This window comes from Streptomyces sp. CG 926 (assembly GCF_003148825.1).
Lineage (GTDB): Bacteria > Actinomycetota > Actinomycetes > Streptomycetales > Streptomycetaceae > Streptomyces.
Map to the genome: position 1 here is coordinate 389756 of NZ_QGGZ01000006.1, position 14041 is coordinate 403796.

14 protein-coding genes and 1 pseudogene are annotated in these 14041 nt (G+C 72.8%); 11 read left to right on the forward strand and 4 right to left on the reverse strand.

Going from position 1 to position 14041, the window contains the following annotated elements; genetic code table 11:
• Positions 1-12 precede the first annotated feature (12 nt).
• Complete coding sequence (locus BCL76_RS18710) at positions 13-234, forward strand: DUF397 domain-containing protein (RefSeq protein WP_109780615.1); 222 nt, start codon at positions 13-15, stop codon at positions 232-234.
• A 104-nt stretch (positions 235-338) separates the two neighbouring features.
• On the opposite strand, the gene BCL76_RS18715 is transcribed toward BCL76_RS18710, so the two are convergent.
• The gene (locus tag BCL76_RS18715; RefSeq protein WP_109780616.1) at positions 339-1520 is read right to left on the reverse strand and encodes an 8-amino-7-oxononanoate synthase; all 1182 of its coding nucleotides are present in this window, start codon (positions 1518-1520) and stop codon (positions 339-341) included.
• A gap of 157 nt (positions 1521-1677) precedes the next feature.
• Here BCL76_RS18715 and bioB point away from each other — a divergent pair, with 157 nt between their 5' ends.
• From bioB to bioD, 3 genes are read left to right on the forward strand one after another with little or no spacing between them, the layout of a single operon-like run.
• Positions 1678-2928: a biotin synthase BioB gene (bioB, locus tag BCL76_RS18720; RefSeq protein WP_109780617.1), complete on the forward strand. Its 1251-nt coding sequence runs from the start codon at positions 1678-1680 to the stop codon at positions 2926-2928.
• The gene (locus BCL76_RS18725; RefSeq protein ID WP_109780618.1) at positions 2921-4243 is read left to right on the forward strand and encodes an adenosylmethionine--8-amino-7-oxononanoate transaminase; all 1323 of its coding nucleotides are present in this window, start codon (positions 2921-2923) and stop codon (positions 4241-4243) included. The genes bioB and BCL76_RS18725 overlap by 8 nt, the downstream gene beginning before the upstream one ends.
• A gap of 1 nt (position 4244) precedes the next feature.
• Complete coding sequence (gene bioD / locus BCL76_RS18730; protein ID WP_109780619.1) at positions 4245-4979, forward strand: dethiobiotin synthase; 735 nt, start codon at positions 4245-4247, stop codon at positions 4977-4979.
• Between the two features lie 160 nt (positions 4980-5139).
• On the opposite strand, the gene BCL76_RS18735 is transcribed toward bioD, so the two are convergent.
• On the reverse strand, positions 5140-5562 hold the full coding sequence (locus BCL76_RS18735; protein WP_109780620.1) for a GNAT family N-acetyltransferase: 423 nt from the start codon (positions 5560-5562) through the stop codon (positions 5140-5142).
• Between the two features lie 236 nt (positions 5563-5798).
• On the opposite strand from BCL76_RS18735, the gene BCL76_RS18740 reads away from it, so the two are divergent.
• The 5 genes from BCL76_RS18740 (at position 5799) to mug (ending at position 11056) form a co-directional block, all read left to right on the forward strand.
• Positions 5799-7133 (forward strand): hemolysin family protein, encoded by a 1335-nt coding sequence (locus BCL76_RS18740; RefSeq protein ID WP_109780621.1) that lies wholly within the window; start codon positions 5799-5801, stop codon positions 7131-7133.
• Positions 7130-8155, forward strand: coding sequence for a hemolysin family protein (locus BCL76_RS18745; RefSeq protein WP_109780622.1), 1026 nt, complete (start codon positions 7130-7132; stop codon positions 8153-8155). The genes BCL76_RS18740 and BCL76_RS18745 overlap by 4 nt, the downstream gene beginning before the upstream one ends.
• Before the next feature lie 65 nt (positions 8156-8220).
• The gene (locus tag BCL76_RS18750) at positions 8221-9000 is read left to right on the forward strand and encodes an SGNH/GDSL hydrolase family protein (RefSeq protein WP_109780623.1); all 780 of its coding nucleotides are present in this window, start codon (positions 8221-8223) and stop codon (positions 8998-9000) included.
• 71 nt (positions 9001-9071) lie between these two features.
• Entirely contained in the window at positions 9072-10505 is a 1434-nt protein-coding gene (gene purB, locus BCL76_RS18755; protein ID WP_109780624.1) for an adenylosuccinate lyase, read from the forward strand.
• A complete protein-coding gene (mug, locus tag BCL76_RS18760; protein ID WP_109780716.1) occupies positions 10502-11056 on the forward strand; it encodes a G/U mismatch-specific DNA glycosylase in 555 nt (184 codons plus the stop codon). The genes purB and mug overlap by 4 nt, the downstream gene beginning before the upstream one ends.
• Here mug and BCL76_RS18765 read toward each other — a convergent pair.
• Positions 11053-11490, reverse strand: a complete 438-nt coding sequence (locus BCL76_RS18765; protein ID WP_109780625.1) for a hypothetical protein — start codon at positions 11488-11490, stop codon at positions 11053-11055. The genes mug and BCL76_RS18765 overlap by 4 nt on opposite strands.
• A 201-nt stretch (positions 11491-11691) precedes the next feature.
• On the opposite strand from BCL76_RS18765, the pseudogene BCL76_RS40510 reads away from it, so the two are divergent.
• Positions 11692-11796 (forward strand): annotated as a pseudogene (locus BCL76_RS40510) (DNA-binding response regulator); the annotation flags it as partial.
• 100 nt (positions 11797-11896) lie between these two features.
• Entirely contained in the window at positions 11897-13051 is a 1155-nt protein-coding gene (locus BCL76_RS18780) for an ROK family transcriptional regulator (RefSeq protein ID WP_030767986.1), read from the forward strand.
• 92 nt (positions 13052-13143) lie between these two features.
• Here the strand turns inward: BCL76_RS18780 and BCL76_RS18785 are convergent, their stop codons facing one another.
• The gene (locus tag BCL76_RS18785; protein WP_181382607.1) at positions 13144-13764 is read right to left on the reverse strand and encodes an RICIN domain-containing protein; all 621 of its coding nucleotides are present in this window, start codon (positions 13762-13764) and stop codon (positions 13144-13146) included.
• Positions 13765-14041: the final 277 nt, after the last annotated feature.

Genomic DNA, 14041 nt, shown 5'->3' on the forward strand with positions numbered 1-14041 from the left:
GGAGGCACCCCCGTGTCCGCAACCCCCTTATCCAGCAGCGGACTTCTGATCAGCGCGCGGTGGCGGCGGAGCAGCCGCAGCACCGGAATGAACAACTGCGTGGAAGCGGCAGTCCTGGACGGCGGTCTGCTGGCCGTCCGTGACTCCAAGCGGACGGACGGCCCGGCCGTGCTCTTCACCGGGCCCGCCTGGACCGGCTTCCTCGCCTCGGTACGGGTCGACGTGTACGCGTAGCCCCGCCCGGGACCACCCGGAAACGCCGGGACCATCCGGAGACGCCGGGAGCACCCGGTAGTGACCGGGACCCCTGCAACGCCCAGGACTTCGGCCGATACGGCCTACCGGCCCTGGCCGTCCGTGGCTCCGGCGGGTGCGGTCGCCAGGATCGTCCCGACCGCCCGATCGATCTCGTCCCCCGTGAGATCGGCCCGGGCGGTCAGCCGCAGCCGGGAGATGCCGTCCGGCACCGACGGCGGACGGAAGCACCCCACGAACAGACCTGCCTCGCGGCAGTCGGCGGCCCAGCGCAGTGCCGCCGACGCCGACGGGGCCCGTACCGACACCACGGCCGCGTCCGGCCGGGCCGCGGTCAGGCCGGACGCGGTGAGCCGCCCGTACAGCTGGGCGGCCACCTCGCGGGCGCGATCCGCGCGCTCCGGTTCCCGCCGGAGCAGGCGCAGGCTCGCCAGCGCCGCGCCGGCGGCGGCCGGGGCCAGCCCGGTGTCGAAGATGAAGGTGCGCGCGGTGTTGACCAGGTGCCTGATCACCTTGGCCGGACCGAGCACGGCCCCGCCCTGGCTGCCCAGGGACTTCGAGAGGGTCAAGGTGGCGACCACGTAGGGCGCCCCCGCGAGCCCGGCGGCGTGCAGCGCGCCGCGGCCGCCCTCGCCCAGCACGCCCAGCCCGTGGGCGTCGTCGACGAGCAGGGCGGCGCCCTCGTCCCGGCAGGCGGCGGCGTACCCGGCCAGCGGGGCGGCGTCCCCGTCCACGGAGAACACCGAATCGCTGACCAGCAGCGCCCGGCCCTCGTGCGCGGCGAGCGTCTTGCGCGCGGTGTCCGGGTCGGCGTGCGGGACCACGGCGGTCTCGGCCCGCGAGAGCCGGCAGCCGTCGACGATCGAGGCGTGGTTCCCGGCGTCGGACACGACCAGCGTGCCCCGGCCGCTGAGGGCGGTGACCGCGGCGAGATTGGCCGCGTAGCCGGAGGACAGGACGAGCGCGGCCTCGAACCCGCAGAAGGCCGCGAGCTCCCGCTCCAGTTCGGTGTGCAGCTCGGTGGTACCGGTCACGAGCCGCGAACCGGTGGCTCCGGCGCCCCAGGTCTCGGCCGCCTCCCGCGCCCCGCGGACGGTCTCGGGGTGCAGGGACAGTCCGAGGTAGTCGTTGCTCGCGAGGTCCAGCAGCGGCGACACGGACGGCCGGGGGCGCAGCGTGCGGACGAGGCCGGCTTCCTCCCGCGCGCGCTCCGCGTCGTCGATCCACGCGAAGACGTCCACCGGGTCGGGAGTGAGCTGGGGCATCGGCACGTCCTCGTGTTTTGTCGGCAGTCCACAGACCTGCCCCGACCCTAGCTCGCGCGACCGCTGCGCCAGGTGTGGTGATACACACACACCCATCCGGCCATGTTGTGCGATCTCTCCTTGGCCGGGGGCGGGGGTGTGGGACAGGATCGGGTCCATGGACCTGCTGAACACCCTGGTGGACAAGGGGCTGCGGCGCGAGCTGCCGACCCGCGAAGAAGCGCTCGCCGTACTGGCGACTTCTGACGACGAACTGCTCGACGTGGTGGCCGCCGCCGGCAAGGTGCGCCGCCAGTGGTTCGGGCGTCGCGTCAAGCTGAACTACCTGGTCAACCTGAAGTCGGGCCTGTGCCCCGAGGACTGCTCCTACTGTTCCCAGCGCCTGGGATCGACGGCCGGGATCCTCAAGTACACCTGGCTGAAGCCCGAAGAGGCCTCCCAGGCCGCCGCCGCCGGTGTCGCGGGCGGCGCGAAGCGGGTCTGCCTGGTCGCGAGCGGCCGCGGGCCGACGGACCGGGACGTGGACCGCGTCGGCAAGACGATCGCGGCGATCAAGGAGCAGAACGAGGGCGTCGAGGTCTGCGCGTGCCTCGGCCTGCTCTCGGACGGCCAGGCGGAGCGGCTGCGGGACGCGGGCGCGGACGCCTACAACCACAACCTCAACACGTCCGAGGCGACGTACGGGCAGATCACCAAGACCCACACCTACGCGGACCGCGTCGACACCGTGCAGAAGGCGCACGGCGCCGGTCTGTCCGCGTGCTCCGGTCTGATCGCGGGCATGGGCGAGAGCGACGAGGACCTCGTCGACGTCGTCTTCTCGCTGCGCGAGCTGGACGCGGACTCGGTGCCGGTCAACTTCCTGATCCCGTTCGAGGGCACCCCGCTGGCCAAGGAGTGGAACCTCACCCCGCAGCGCTGCCTGCGCATCCTGGCGATGGCGCGGTTCGTCTGCCCCGACGTCGAGGTCCGCCTCGCCGGCGGGCGCGAGGTGCACCTGCGCTCGATGCAGCCGCTGGCCCTGCACATCGTCAACTCGATCTTCCTCGGCGACTACCTGACCAGTGAGGGCCAGGCCGGTCAGGCCGACCTCGACATGATCGCGGACGCCGGTTTCGAGGTGGAGGGCGCCGGTACGACGACCCTTCCCGCGCACCGCTCCGACGCCCTGGCCGCCGCCACCGGCGGGGGCTGCGGTTCGAACGGCGGCGCCTCGCTCTGCGGTTCGGGCGCGTCCGCCGAGGGCGACGAGGCCGCGGGCTGCGGCTCCGCGTGCGGCGGCTGCTCCGGCCACGCGCCGGCGGCCGCGACGCCCGCGCCGGTCCAGGCCGAGGCCGGCGAGGTCCGCCCCGAGCTGGTGGCCGTGCGCCGACGCGGCGCGGGAACGGACGTCGCCCCCAATGCCTGACCGGCGTGAACCGCTGTCGGCCGGCGCGGAACTGCTCGCGCTGGACCGGCAGCACGTCTGGCACCCGTACGGCCCGATGCCCGGGCGGCAGGAGCCGCTGATCATCGCCTCCGCCTCGGGGGTCCGGCTGCGGCTCGCCGACCCGTCCCAGGGGCACGGTCACGAAGAGCTGGTCGACGGCATGTCCTCCTGGTGGTCAGCGATCCACGGCTACAACCACCCGGTGCTCAACGAGGCCGCCACCGCGCAGCTGGGGCGGATGTCGCACGTGATGTTCGGCGGGCTCACCCATGAGCCCGCCGTCCGGCTCGCCGCCAAGCTCGTCGAGATCACCCCGCCGGGGCTGGAGCACGTCTTCCTCTCCGACTCGGGCTCGGTGTCCGTCGAGGTCGCGGTGAAGATGTGCCTCCAGTACTGGCGTTCGCTGGGACGGACGGGCAAGACCCGGCTGCTGACCTGGCGCGGCGGCTACCACGGGGACACCTGGCAGCCGATGGCCGTCTGCGACCCGGACGGCGGGATGCACGAGCTGTGGCAGGGTCACCTGCCGCGGCAGGTCTTCGCGGACGCGCCGCCCGCCGGTTTCGACACGCCCGTGGACCCGGCGTACGCCGACCACCTGCGCGCCACGATCTCCGCGCACGCGGACGAGCTGGCCGCGGTCATCGTGGAGCCGGTGGTGCAGGGTGCGGGCGGTATGCGCTTCCACCACCCGGGCCACCTGCGGGTGCTGCGCGAGCTGTGCGACGAGTACGGGGTCCTGCTGATCCTGGACGAGATCGCCACGGGCTTCGGGCGTACGGGCGCGCTCTTCGCGGCCGACCACGCGGGGATCACCCCGGATGTGATGTGCCTGGGCAAGTCGCTGACCGGCGGTTACCTCACGCTGGCGGCGACCTTGTGCACGGAGCGGGTGGCGAGCGGCATCTCCCAGGGCGAGGTCCCGGTGCTGGCGCACGGGCCGACCTTCATGGGCAATCCGCTGGCCACCGCCGTGGCCCTGGCCTCGGTCGAGCTGCTGCTCGGCCAGGACTGGGCGACGGAGGTCAAGCGGATCGAGTCGGGGCTGCGCGAAGGCCTGGCGGCGGCGTCGGACATCCCCGGGGTGAAGGACGTACGCGTCCTGGGCGCCATCGGGGTGGTCCAGCTCGACCACGAGATCGACGTGGTGGCGGCCACCCGGGCGGCGGTGCGCGAGGGCGTGTGGGTGCGCCCGTTCCGGGACCTGATCTATGTCATGCCGCCGTTCGTGACCGGCGACGAGGACGTGGCCCGTATCTGCCGTGCGGTGTGCGCGGCGGCGCAGGAAGGTTGAGATGTCCGTACTGATGGTGTCCGGTACGGGCACCGAGATCGGCAAGACGGTGGTCACGTCGGCGATCGCGGCCGCCGCGGTGGCCGCCGGCCGCTCGGTGGCCGTGCTCAAGCCGGCGCAGACGGGCGTCGGCCCGCGGGAGCCGGGGGACGCCGCGGAGGCGGTCCGGCTGGCCGGCCCCTCGGTCACGGCGGTGGAACTGGCCCGCTATCCGGAGCCCTTGGCCCCGGACACGGCGGCCCGCCGCTCGGGGCTGGCGACGCTCTCCCCGGCGCAGATCGCGGAGGCGGCGCAGCAGCTGTCGCAGGACCACGACCTGGTTCTGGTGGAGGGCGCGGGCGGACTACTCGTGCGCTTCGACGAGGCGGGCCACACGCTGGCCGACGCGGCCCGCCTGCTCGGCGCGCCGACGCTGCTCGTCGCCCAGGCGGGTCTCGGCACGCTCAGCTCCACCACGTTGGCGGCGGAGGCCCTGCGGGCCCGGGGCCTGACCGGGCTGGGCGTGGTGGTCGGCAGCTGGCCGCGGAACCCGGACCTGGCGGCCCGCTGCAACCTGGCGGACCTCACGAAGTCCTCGGGCCTGCCGCTGCTCGGCGCGGTCCCGGAGGGCTCGGGAACCCTCACGCCGGACCGCTTCCGCGCGGCGGCCCCGACCTGGCTGGCGGAGCCCCTCTCGGGCACCTGGCAGGCGAACGCCTTCCTCACCACCTGGCCCCCACCCCCCTTCACCGCCTAAGGCCCACAGCCCGGAGCCCATCCCAGCCCCGCCGGCGCCAACCCCAGCGCCACCGACGCCAACCCCAGCCCCGCCGGCGTTTGAGGCGCGGGGTCTGGGGCGGAGCCCCAGTTCTCCCACCCGCACCCACCGGCACCCGCAACCGCAGCCGCAGCCGCAGCTAGCCGAGCGGCTTCACCCACCGCGTCCACTGCTCCTCCGGCCGATACCCGACCGCGCCCCACACCCGGTGCGCCCGCTCGTTGCGGTCGAGCACCATCGCGTCCCCCCGCCGCCCGCCGAGCGCCACGAACCGCTCCTCCGCGGCGGCCAGCAGCGCGGCCCCGATGCCCTGCCTCCGGTGCCCCGGATGCACGGCGAGCCGGTAGAGGTGGCAGCGCCACCCGTCGAAGCCGGCGATCACCGTGCCGACGAGTTCCCCCTCGCGCCGGGCGAGCAGCAGCGCCTCGGGGTCCCGGTCGTGCAGACGCTCGACCCCGGCGAGATCGTCGCTGATACTCGTTCCCTCCGCGGCGGCCTTCCAGAAGTCCAGGACCGCAGCCAGGTCGGTGGTCGACGCGGGGCCGATATGAAGATCACTCATGGCTGAATCCCATCATCCGGCCGCGCTCCACCAAAAGAATGATCCGTTCCCTTTGCTCTTCCTTTACCATGTGGTGAAAGGTCCCTCTTGAGTGAAAGGTGTGAGCGTCCGCCCATGGGCGAGCCTCCCAGTCCCCGACACAGCCGTTCGCGACCTACCGGTCCGCGGTCTTCCCCTTCGCGACATCGCGCGATCCCCCGCCTCCTGGCCGATCATGGGACGGAGGTGATCGACCGATGACCGAGGTGCTCCTGCTCGTCGCGGCATTCGTGCTCTGTCTCGTCTGTGGAGTCTTCGTCGCCGCCGAGTTCTCGCTGACGACCGTGGAACGCAGCGAACTCGAACGAGCCGTCGAGCGCGGCGAGCGCGGGGCGGACAGCGCCCTGGCCGCCGTCCGCACCCTGACGTTCCAGCTCTCCGGCGCCCAGCTCGGCATCACCGTCACCGGCCTGGTCATCGGCATGATCTCCAAGCCGTCGATCTCCGCCCTGCTCCAGGGCCCCTTCGAGGCCATGGGCCTGTCGGCCGGCACCGCCTCCTCCGTCGCCCTGGTCCTCGGCACCGCAATCTCGACCGTCGTCCTGATGGTCGTCGGCGAGTTGGTGCCCAAGAACTGGGCGATCTCCTCGCCGCTCGCGATCGCCAAGCGCGTCGCGACCATGCAGCGGGTCTTCAGCCGGGCGTTCAGGCCCCTGATCAGCCACCTCAACACCACCGCGAACCACATGGTGCGCCGCTTCGGTCTGGAGCCGGCCGAGGAGCTGGCCTCCGCGCGCACCCCGCAGGAGCTGGTCGCGCTCGCGCGCCACTCGGCCAAGGCGGGCGCGCTGGAGAAGGACACCGCCGAGCTGTTCGTCCGCACCCTGAACCTCGCCGACCTGACCGCCGAGAACGTGATGACCCCGCGCGTCCAGGTCACCGCCCTCGACGTGCAGACCACGGCCGAGGACGTGGCGAACGCGACGCTGGCCACCGGTCTGTCCCGCTTCCCGGTGTACCGGGGCAGCCTCGACACCGTCGTCGGGACCGTCCACGTCAAGGACGTCCTGGCCCTGCCGGCCGCGGAGCGCCGCCGCCGTCCCGTGTCGCAGCTGCTGCGCGAGCCCCTCTTCGTACCGGAGTCGCTGACCGTGGACCGGCTGCTGGACCGGCTGTCCGGCAAGCAGACGATGGCCGTGGTCATCGACGAGTACGGCGGCACGGCCGGCGTGGCCACGCTGGAGGACATCGTCGAGGAGGTCGTCGGCGAGGTCCGCGACGAGCACGACCCGCACGAGACGCCCGACCTGGCCCCGGCCGGTACGGACGAGGCCGGGAACCTGCTCTACTCCGCCGACGGCGCGGCGCGTACCGACCAGCTCCGGCTGATCGGACTGCGCGTGCCGGACGGCCCGTACGAGACCCTGGCCGGCCTGATAGCGACCGAGCTGGGCCGGATCCCGACGGTCGGCGACCGCATGGAACTGAACGGCTGGCGCCTGGACGTGGTGGACGCCGTCGGGCGCCGGGCCTCGCGTGTGTTGCTGCACGCCCCGGCCGAACCCGCCGACGGAACGGAGGAGGCCCGATGACCGTCATCCAGCTGCTGATCGGCCTGGCGACCCTGGTCGTCAACGCCTTCTTCGTCGGCGCGGAGTTCGCGCTGATCTCGGTCCGGCGCAGCCAGATCGAACCGTACGCCGAGCAGGGCGACCGGCGCGGCCGCGCCGTCCTGTGGGGCCTGGAGCACGTATCGGCGCTGATGGCGGCGGCCCAGCTGGGCATCACACTGTGCACCCTGGTGCTGGGTGTGGTGGCCGAGCCGGCCATCGCCCATCTGCTGACCCCGCTGTTCGACCTGGTCGGGGTACCGGCGGGCGTGACCCACGTGATCTCCTTCGTGGTGGCGCTGACGCTGGCGACGTACCTGCACATGCTCTTCGGCGAGATGGTGCCGAAGAACGTGGCGCTGGCCGAGCCCGTGCGCACCGCGCTGCTGCTGGGGCCGCCGCTGGTGACCCTCACCCGGGGGCTGCGACCGGTGATCTTCACGATCAACGCCTTCGCCAACACCCTGCTGCGGCTGCTGCGGGTCGAGGTGAAGGACGAGGTCGGCGCGACCTTCACGGACGACGAGCTGGCCCGGATGGTCAAGGACTCCAGTGACGCGGGGCTCCTCGACGACCGGGCGAGCGAGCGCCTGCACGACGCCCTGGAACTGGGTCGGCGGCCGGTGATCGACGTGGTGCTGCCGGCGGACCGGGTGGTCACGGCCCGCGAGGGCATCACACCGGGCGGCCTGGAACTGCTGTCGGCCGACTCCGGGTACTCCCGGTTCCCGGTGATCGACGCGGAGCACAAGATCCTGGGCTACCTGCATGTGAAGGACGCCCTGGACGCGGACGACGAGGAGCGGGACGAGCCCTTCCCGGTGACGGCGCTGCGGCCGATCGCCCAGGTACGTGCGGAGACCCCGCTGGACGACGCGCTGACCGCGATGCGGCGCAGCCGTACGCACCTCGCGGCGGTGCTCGGGGCGGACGGCGCCATGACGGGCCTGGTGACGATGGAGGACGTACTGCGGGAGCTGTTCGGCAGGCCCGCGTCCATGTGATCGTTGGAGGTGTGCGGTCCCCGGCCCTGCGCGGCCGGGGTACCGCGCGGTAACATCACTCCGCCATGGAGATGAATGCCTCTTACACCAGTTTTGTCGCGATCGGTGACTCCTTCACCGAGGGCATGTCCGACCTGCTTCCGGACGGCTCCTACCGCGGATGGGCCGACCTGCTGGCCGCCCGCCTCGCCGCCCGGGAGCCGGGCTTGCGCTACGCGAACCTCGCGGTCCGCGGCAAGCTGATCGGCCAGATCGTCGAGGACCAGGTCCCGGTGGCGGCCGCGATGGGCGCCGACGTGGTGACCCTGGTGGGCGGGCTCAACGACGCCCTGCGCCCCAAGGTGGACATGGCTCGGGTCCGCGACCAGCTGGAGTCGGCGGTGGAGCTCCTGGCCCCGTCCTGCAAGCGCCTCGTCCTGATGCGCTCCCCGGGGCGCAACGGGCCGGTGATGGAACGCTTCCGCCCGCGCATGGAGGAGCTCTTCGCCACCATCGAGGAGCTCGGCGCCCGGCACGGCGCCGTGGTGGTCGACCTCTACGGGGCCCCCGCGCTCGCGGACCCCCGGATGTGGGACGTCGACCGGCTGCACCTGACCGCCGAGGGCCACCGCCGGGTGGCGGAGGCCGTGTGGCAGTCACTGGGCCTGCCCGCCGAACTGGACTGGCGCACCGAACTGCCGGTCGAGGCTCCCCCCGGCTGGGGCGTGCGCCGGGCCCAGGACCTCAGCTTCGCCCGGCAGCACCTGCTCCCCTGGATCGGCCGCCGTCTGACGGGCCGCTCCTCCGGGGACGGCCGCCCGGCCAAGCGCCCCGAGCTGCTGCCGTACGGGGACACCGCCTCGTAGCAAGGCACAATCCCGAGTGGTCGCCCTACCTGCGTAAAGACACAGCCGTGGCCCAAGTAGAATCCCTCCACGTGACTGCCAAGCCCCGCATCCCCAATGTCCTGGCCGGCCGCTACGCCTCCGCGGAGCTCGCCGTCCTGTGGTCCCCCGAGTACAAGGTGACGCTGGAGCGGCGGCTGTGGCTCGCCGTGCTGCGCGCCCAGAAGGACCTCGGTATCGAGGTCCCGGACGAGGCCCTCGCCGACTACGAGCGTGTCCTGGAGACCGTCGACCTCGCCTCCATCGCCGAGCGCGAGAAGGTCACCCGGCACGACGTGAAGGCCCGCATCGAGGAGTTCAACGCCCTCGCCGGCCACGAGCACGTCCACAAGGGCATGACCTCCCGCGACCTGACCGAGAACGTCGAGCAGCTGCAGATCCGGCTCTCGCTGGAGCTCGCGCGGGACCGCACGGTCGCCGTCCTCGCCCGCCTCGGCAAGCTGGCCGGCGAGCACGCCGAGCTGGTCATGGCCGGTCGCTCCCACAACGTGGCCGCGCAGGCCACCACCCTGGGCAAGCGCTTCGCCACCGCGGCCGACGAGCTGCTGGTGGCCTACGCCCGCCTCGAGGACCTGCTGGGCCGCTACCCGCTGCGCGGCATCAAGGGCCCCGTCGGCACCGCCCAGGACATGCTCGACCTGCTCGGCGGCGACGCCGCCAAGCTCGCCGACCTGGAGCAGCGCATCGCCGCCCACCTCGGCTTCGCCGAGGCCTTCACCTCGGTGGGCCAGGTCTACCCGCGCTCGCTCGACTACGACGTGGTGACCGCGCTGGTGCAGCTGGCCGCCGCCCCGTCCTCGATCGCGAAGACGATCCGCCTGATGGCCGGCCACGAGCTGGTGACCGAGGGCTTCAAGCCCGGCCAGGTCGGCTCCTCGGCGATGCCGCACAAGATGAACACCCGCTCCTGCGAGCGCGTGAACGGCCTGATGGTCATCCTGCGCGGCTACGCCTCGATGACCGGCGAGCTGGCCGGCGACCAGTGGAACGAGGGCGACGTCTCCTGCTCCGTGGTCCGCCGCGTGGCCCTGCCGGACGCCTTCTTCGCCTTCGACGGTCTGCTGGAGACCTTCCTGACGGTCCTCGACGAGTTCGGCGCCTTCCCGGCCGTCGTCGCCCGCGAGCTGGACCGCTACCTGCCCTTCCTCGCCACCACCAAGGTCCTGATGGGCGCGGTGCGGGCCGGCGTGGGTCGCGAGGCCGCACACGAGGTCATCAAGGAGCACGCCGTGGCCTCCGCCCTCGCCATGCGCGAGCAGGGCGCCGAGCGCAACGAGCTGCTCGACAAGCTGGCCGCCGACGAGCGGATGCCGCTGGACCGGGCCCAGCTCGACGCCCTGATGGCCGACAAGCTGTCCTTCACGGGCGCCGCGGGCGACCAGGTCGCGGCGGTGATCTCCCGTATCGAGGCGATCGCCAAGCAGCACCCGGAGGCCGCCGGGTACGCGCCGGGGTCGATCCTCTGACCCCCGACGAGCTGAACGCCGCCCGTGACCGCGTCCTCCCGGACGTGGTCGCGGGCGGTCTGCGTGTGCTCTTCTGCGGGATCAACCCCGGACTCCTCTCCGCCGCGACGGGCCACCACTTCGCCCGCCCCGGCAACCGGTTCTGGCCCGTCCTGCACCTGTCCGGCTTCACCCCGCGCCGGCTGGCCCCGGCGGAACAGGAAGAGCTGCTGACCTACCGCCTCGGCATCACCAACGTCGTGGCCCGGGCCACGGCCCGCGCCGACGAACTGAGCGCCGAGGAGTTCCGCGAGGGCGGCCGCATCCTGACGGCCAAGGTGGAACTGTTGCGCCCCCAGTGGCTGGCGGTGGTGGGAGTGACCGCCTACCGCACGGCCTTCGGCGACCGGAAGGCGCAGATCGGCCCCCAGGACCGGACCATCGGTGCCACCCGCGTCTGGGCCCTCCCCAACCCGAGCGGCCTCAACGCCCACTGGACCGCCGAGTCCATGGCCCAGGAGTACGCCCGCCTCCGCGCGACCGCCGAAGCCGCCGAAGGCGCCGAGGGCTAAGGCGGATCGGTGACCGTGACCCCTGCCATCAGCCGGTAGGGGTCCTCGCCGGACCACTGCGCCACGTAGGCCACCAGCCAGCGGGCTCCGACCCGCCACAGGTGCACGTGGTCGGTGCTGTCGCCGATCTCTCCCCAGGGCTGCGGTATCTCCTCCCCGTCGAATCCGCGGTCCCTCAGCGATCCCAGGCCGAAGACCTGCGGCTCCCCCCACCGGTCCGTCACCGCCTGGGCGAGCGCCCCGTACTCGGCACCGATCTGGTCGGCCGCCTCGATCCGGCCCGTGCCGTCGTCGTCCCAGAAGTCCTGTGTCCTGGCGAGCTGGACCAGATGGAATCCCGGGCCGCTGCTGTCTCCTCCGGTCCGGACCGGCTCGGGCGGGAACTCCTTCGCCCTGAGCCGGTCGATCGTGTCGAGGTGCTCTGCCGTGGTCATACCGTCAGTATCCCGAGGGCCACTGACAACTGGCCCGACGTCACACGTCCCGGCGGCGCACCGCCCGGGGTCGGTCAGTGGGTTGCGGTGAACTGCGCGTGATCGGCGGTGAGTCGAGGTAGACCTGCTCGAGCGAGGCGCGCTCGTCGGACAGCTCCGACAGGGACCCTTCTCGGGCGGCGAGGCTGCCGAGCTGCTCGGACGGTCACGTCCCACGTCAGCGCGATCCTGGCGAAGCCGGGGGCGCGGGACCGCACCCGGACGGTGATCACGGCGTACGCGTCGGGGTTCGTCTCCCCCGCATGAGGGAAGGTCTGCTTCCGGCCGATGGGGGGCTGCTTCTCGCCGACGCACCGGGCGGGCAGTACGATCCGGCTGACAAGCTCGCTACCTGGGAGGACACACGTTGGGGCAGCTGACCGGCGGGGACCCCTCTCTGCTCCGGCGGATCAATTCCGCCGTGGTGCTGCGCGCACTGCGGACGGCCGGATCGCCGACCCTCACCGACCTCACACGGCTGACCGGGCTCTCCCGGCCGACCGTCGAGGGTGTCGTGGAGGGGCTGATCGCCACCGGGCTCGTGGTCGAGGCGGATGCGGAGGAGGGCGCGCGGCGACAGGGCCGCCCGGCCAGGCGGTTCCGGTTCCGGACCGAGGCGGGGCACCTGCTGGGCATCGAGATCGGCTCGCACCGGATCGCGGTGCTGCTGTCCGGGCTCGACGGCCGTGTCATCGGCGCCGGCACCAAGGACGTCGCGGAGACGGCGTCCGCCGATGAGCGGCTGGAGAAGGTACGGGCGGCCGTCGCCGATCTGCTGCGCCGCGCCGGCGTGCCGCGGGACTCGCTGCGCGCGGTGGGCGTCGGCAGTCCCGGGATCGTGGAGGCGGACGGCACCGTCCGCCTCGGTACCGCGCTGCCCGGCTGGACCGGGCTGCCGCTCGGCGAACGGCTACGCCGCTCGTTCCGCTGCCCGGTGCAGGTGGAGAACGACGCCAACGCCGCCGCGGTCGCCGAGCACTGGAAGGGTGCCGCGCGGGACACCGGCGACATGGTGTTCGTGATGGCCGGGCTCAGCCCCGGCGCCGGCTCGCTGATCGGCGGCAGGCTGCACCGGGGCTTCGGTGGAGCGGCCGGAGAGATCGGCGCCCTGCACCTGCTGGGTCGCGAGGTCACGCCCGAGCGGTTGCTGTCGACCACCGGTGAGCCGCTGCATCCGCTGGACGAGCCCGCCGTCGCCGAGGTCTTCGCGATGGCCAAGCGCGGCGACGAGCGGGCGGTGGCGGCCGTGGAGCGGTTCCTGCAGCGGCTGGTGCACGACGTGGCGGCACTGGTCCTGGCGATGGACCCGGAGTTGGTGGTCGTCGGCGGCTGGGCGGCCGGCCTGGACGGGGTCCTGGAGCCCCTCCGCCGGGAACTGGAGCGCTACTGCCTGCGCCCGCCGAGGGTGGCCCAGTCGATGCTCGGCGAGGCCGCCGTGGCGACCGGCGCCCTGCGGCTCGCGCTGGACCACGTCGAGGAGGAGCTCTTCGCGGTGGAGAAGACGGTCACGGCCCGCCGCTGACCCCGCCGTGGATCCGGGTCCGGCACGGGCTCCTCGGGTCGCCCCACCTCGGCGGGCGACCCGAGGATGATCACCGTGACCGGATCTTGTGGTCAGTCGGTCCAGACGTCCCACCACTGCTGCGACTGGAAGTTCTTCTGCCACAGCTGGACCCGGGCTCCGTTGCCCACGACGTTCGCGTCGCGGTCCATGACGATGTTGCCGCCGCTGTAGAAGCGGGCGTTGTAGAGCGCGCGGTCGCCGGACGGGTGGGACCAGCTCTGCTGCGGGGTGTTGTTGCAGTCCCAGATCTGCACCTTGGTGCCGTTGCGGCCGCCGCCGTTGAGGTCGGCGTCCAAGCATTTGCCGGGGAAGCGGTAGCTCTCCAGCGCGCCGTTGTTCCAGAGGTACCACCGCTGCTGGGTGGAACCGTTGCACTGCCAGATCTGGACGACCGTGCCGTTGCCGCCGCCGTTCGCGTCCACGTCCAGACACTGCGTGGTGGGGCGTTTGGCGAAGTCGTTGGTGATCCGCACGGGCTGGTTCAGTAATCGCTGCGGCGCGGGAGCCGTCACTCCGGGCTCCGGAACGCTCCAGTGCACGGGCCGGGGCACGCTTCGGTCCGTGACGGCATTCGTGCCGGTGGGGTCTGCGTCGGCGGTTCCGGCGAGAGCGGTGACGAGGACCGCGACGGTGGCTGCGGTGACCGCCACCGATCGGATGAGGCGAGGCACGTTCTTTCCCTCCAGGCTCTTCGGGTGCGTGCGGGAGGCGCAGCGGCAGGCCGGGGTGCCACGGTGGTGCGCGTGCCGGTGCCACGGGCCCGGAGAAAGCTGACCACAGCCCGAGCCCTCCGTGTCAGGGCGCCTATCGGCCATGCGGGCTCGGCGTCAGCGGCCGAGGAGTCGGCGGGCCGAGGCGCCAAGGTACGAGGCGCCAAGGTACGAGGCGCGGGGGGACGAGGGGCGGGGGACGAGGCACGGGGACGAGGCACGGGAGTGCGTCGCGCTC

What these genes read in the sequence shown, in the direction of transcription:
- BCL76_RS18750 (WP_109780623.1), top strand. Translation starts at nt 8,221, where the DNA reads ATGGAGATGAATGCCTCTTACACCAGTTTTGTCGCGATCGGTGACTCC.
- BCL76_RS18735 (WP_109780620.1), bottom strand. Translation starts at nt 5,562, where the DNA reads ATGAGTGATCTTCATATCGGCCCCGCGTCGACCACCGACCTGGCTGCG.
- bioB (WP_109780617.1), top strand. Translation starts at nt 1,678, where the DNA reads ATGGACCTGCTGAACACCCTGGTGGACAAGGGGCTGCGGCGCGAGCTG.
- BCL76_RS18745 (WP_109780622.1), top strand. Translation starts at nt 7,130, where the DNA reads ATGACCGTCATCCAGCTGCTGATCGGCCTGGCGACCCTGGTCGTCAAC.
- BCL76_RS18740 (WP_109780621.1), top strand. Translation starts at nt 5,799, where the DNA reads ATGACCGAGGTGCTCCTGCTCGTCGCGGCATTCGTGCTCTGTCTCGTC.
- BCL76_RS18725 (WP_109780618.1), top strand. Translation starts at nt 2,921, where the DNA reads ATGCCTGACCGGCGTGAACCGCTGTCGGCCGGCGCGGAACTGCTCGCG.
- BCL76_RS18765 (WP_109780625.1), bottom strand. Translation starts at nt 11,490, where the DNA reads ATGACCACGGCAGAGCACCTCGACACGATCGACCGGCTCAGGGCGAAG.
- bioD (WP_109780619.1), top strand. Translation starts at nt 4,245, where the DNA reads ATGTCCGTACTGATGGTGTCCGGTACGGGCACCGAGATCGGCAAGACG.
- BCL76_RS18715 (WP_109780616.1), bottom strand. Translation starts at nt 1,520, where the DNA reads ATGCCCCAGCTCACTCCCGACCCGGTGGACGTCTTCGCGTGGATCGAC.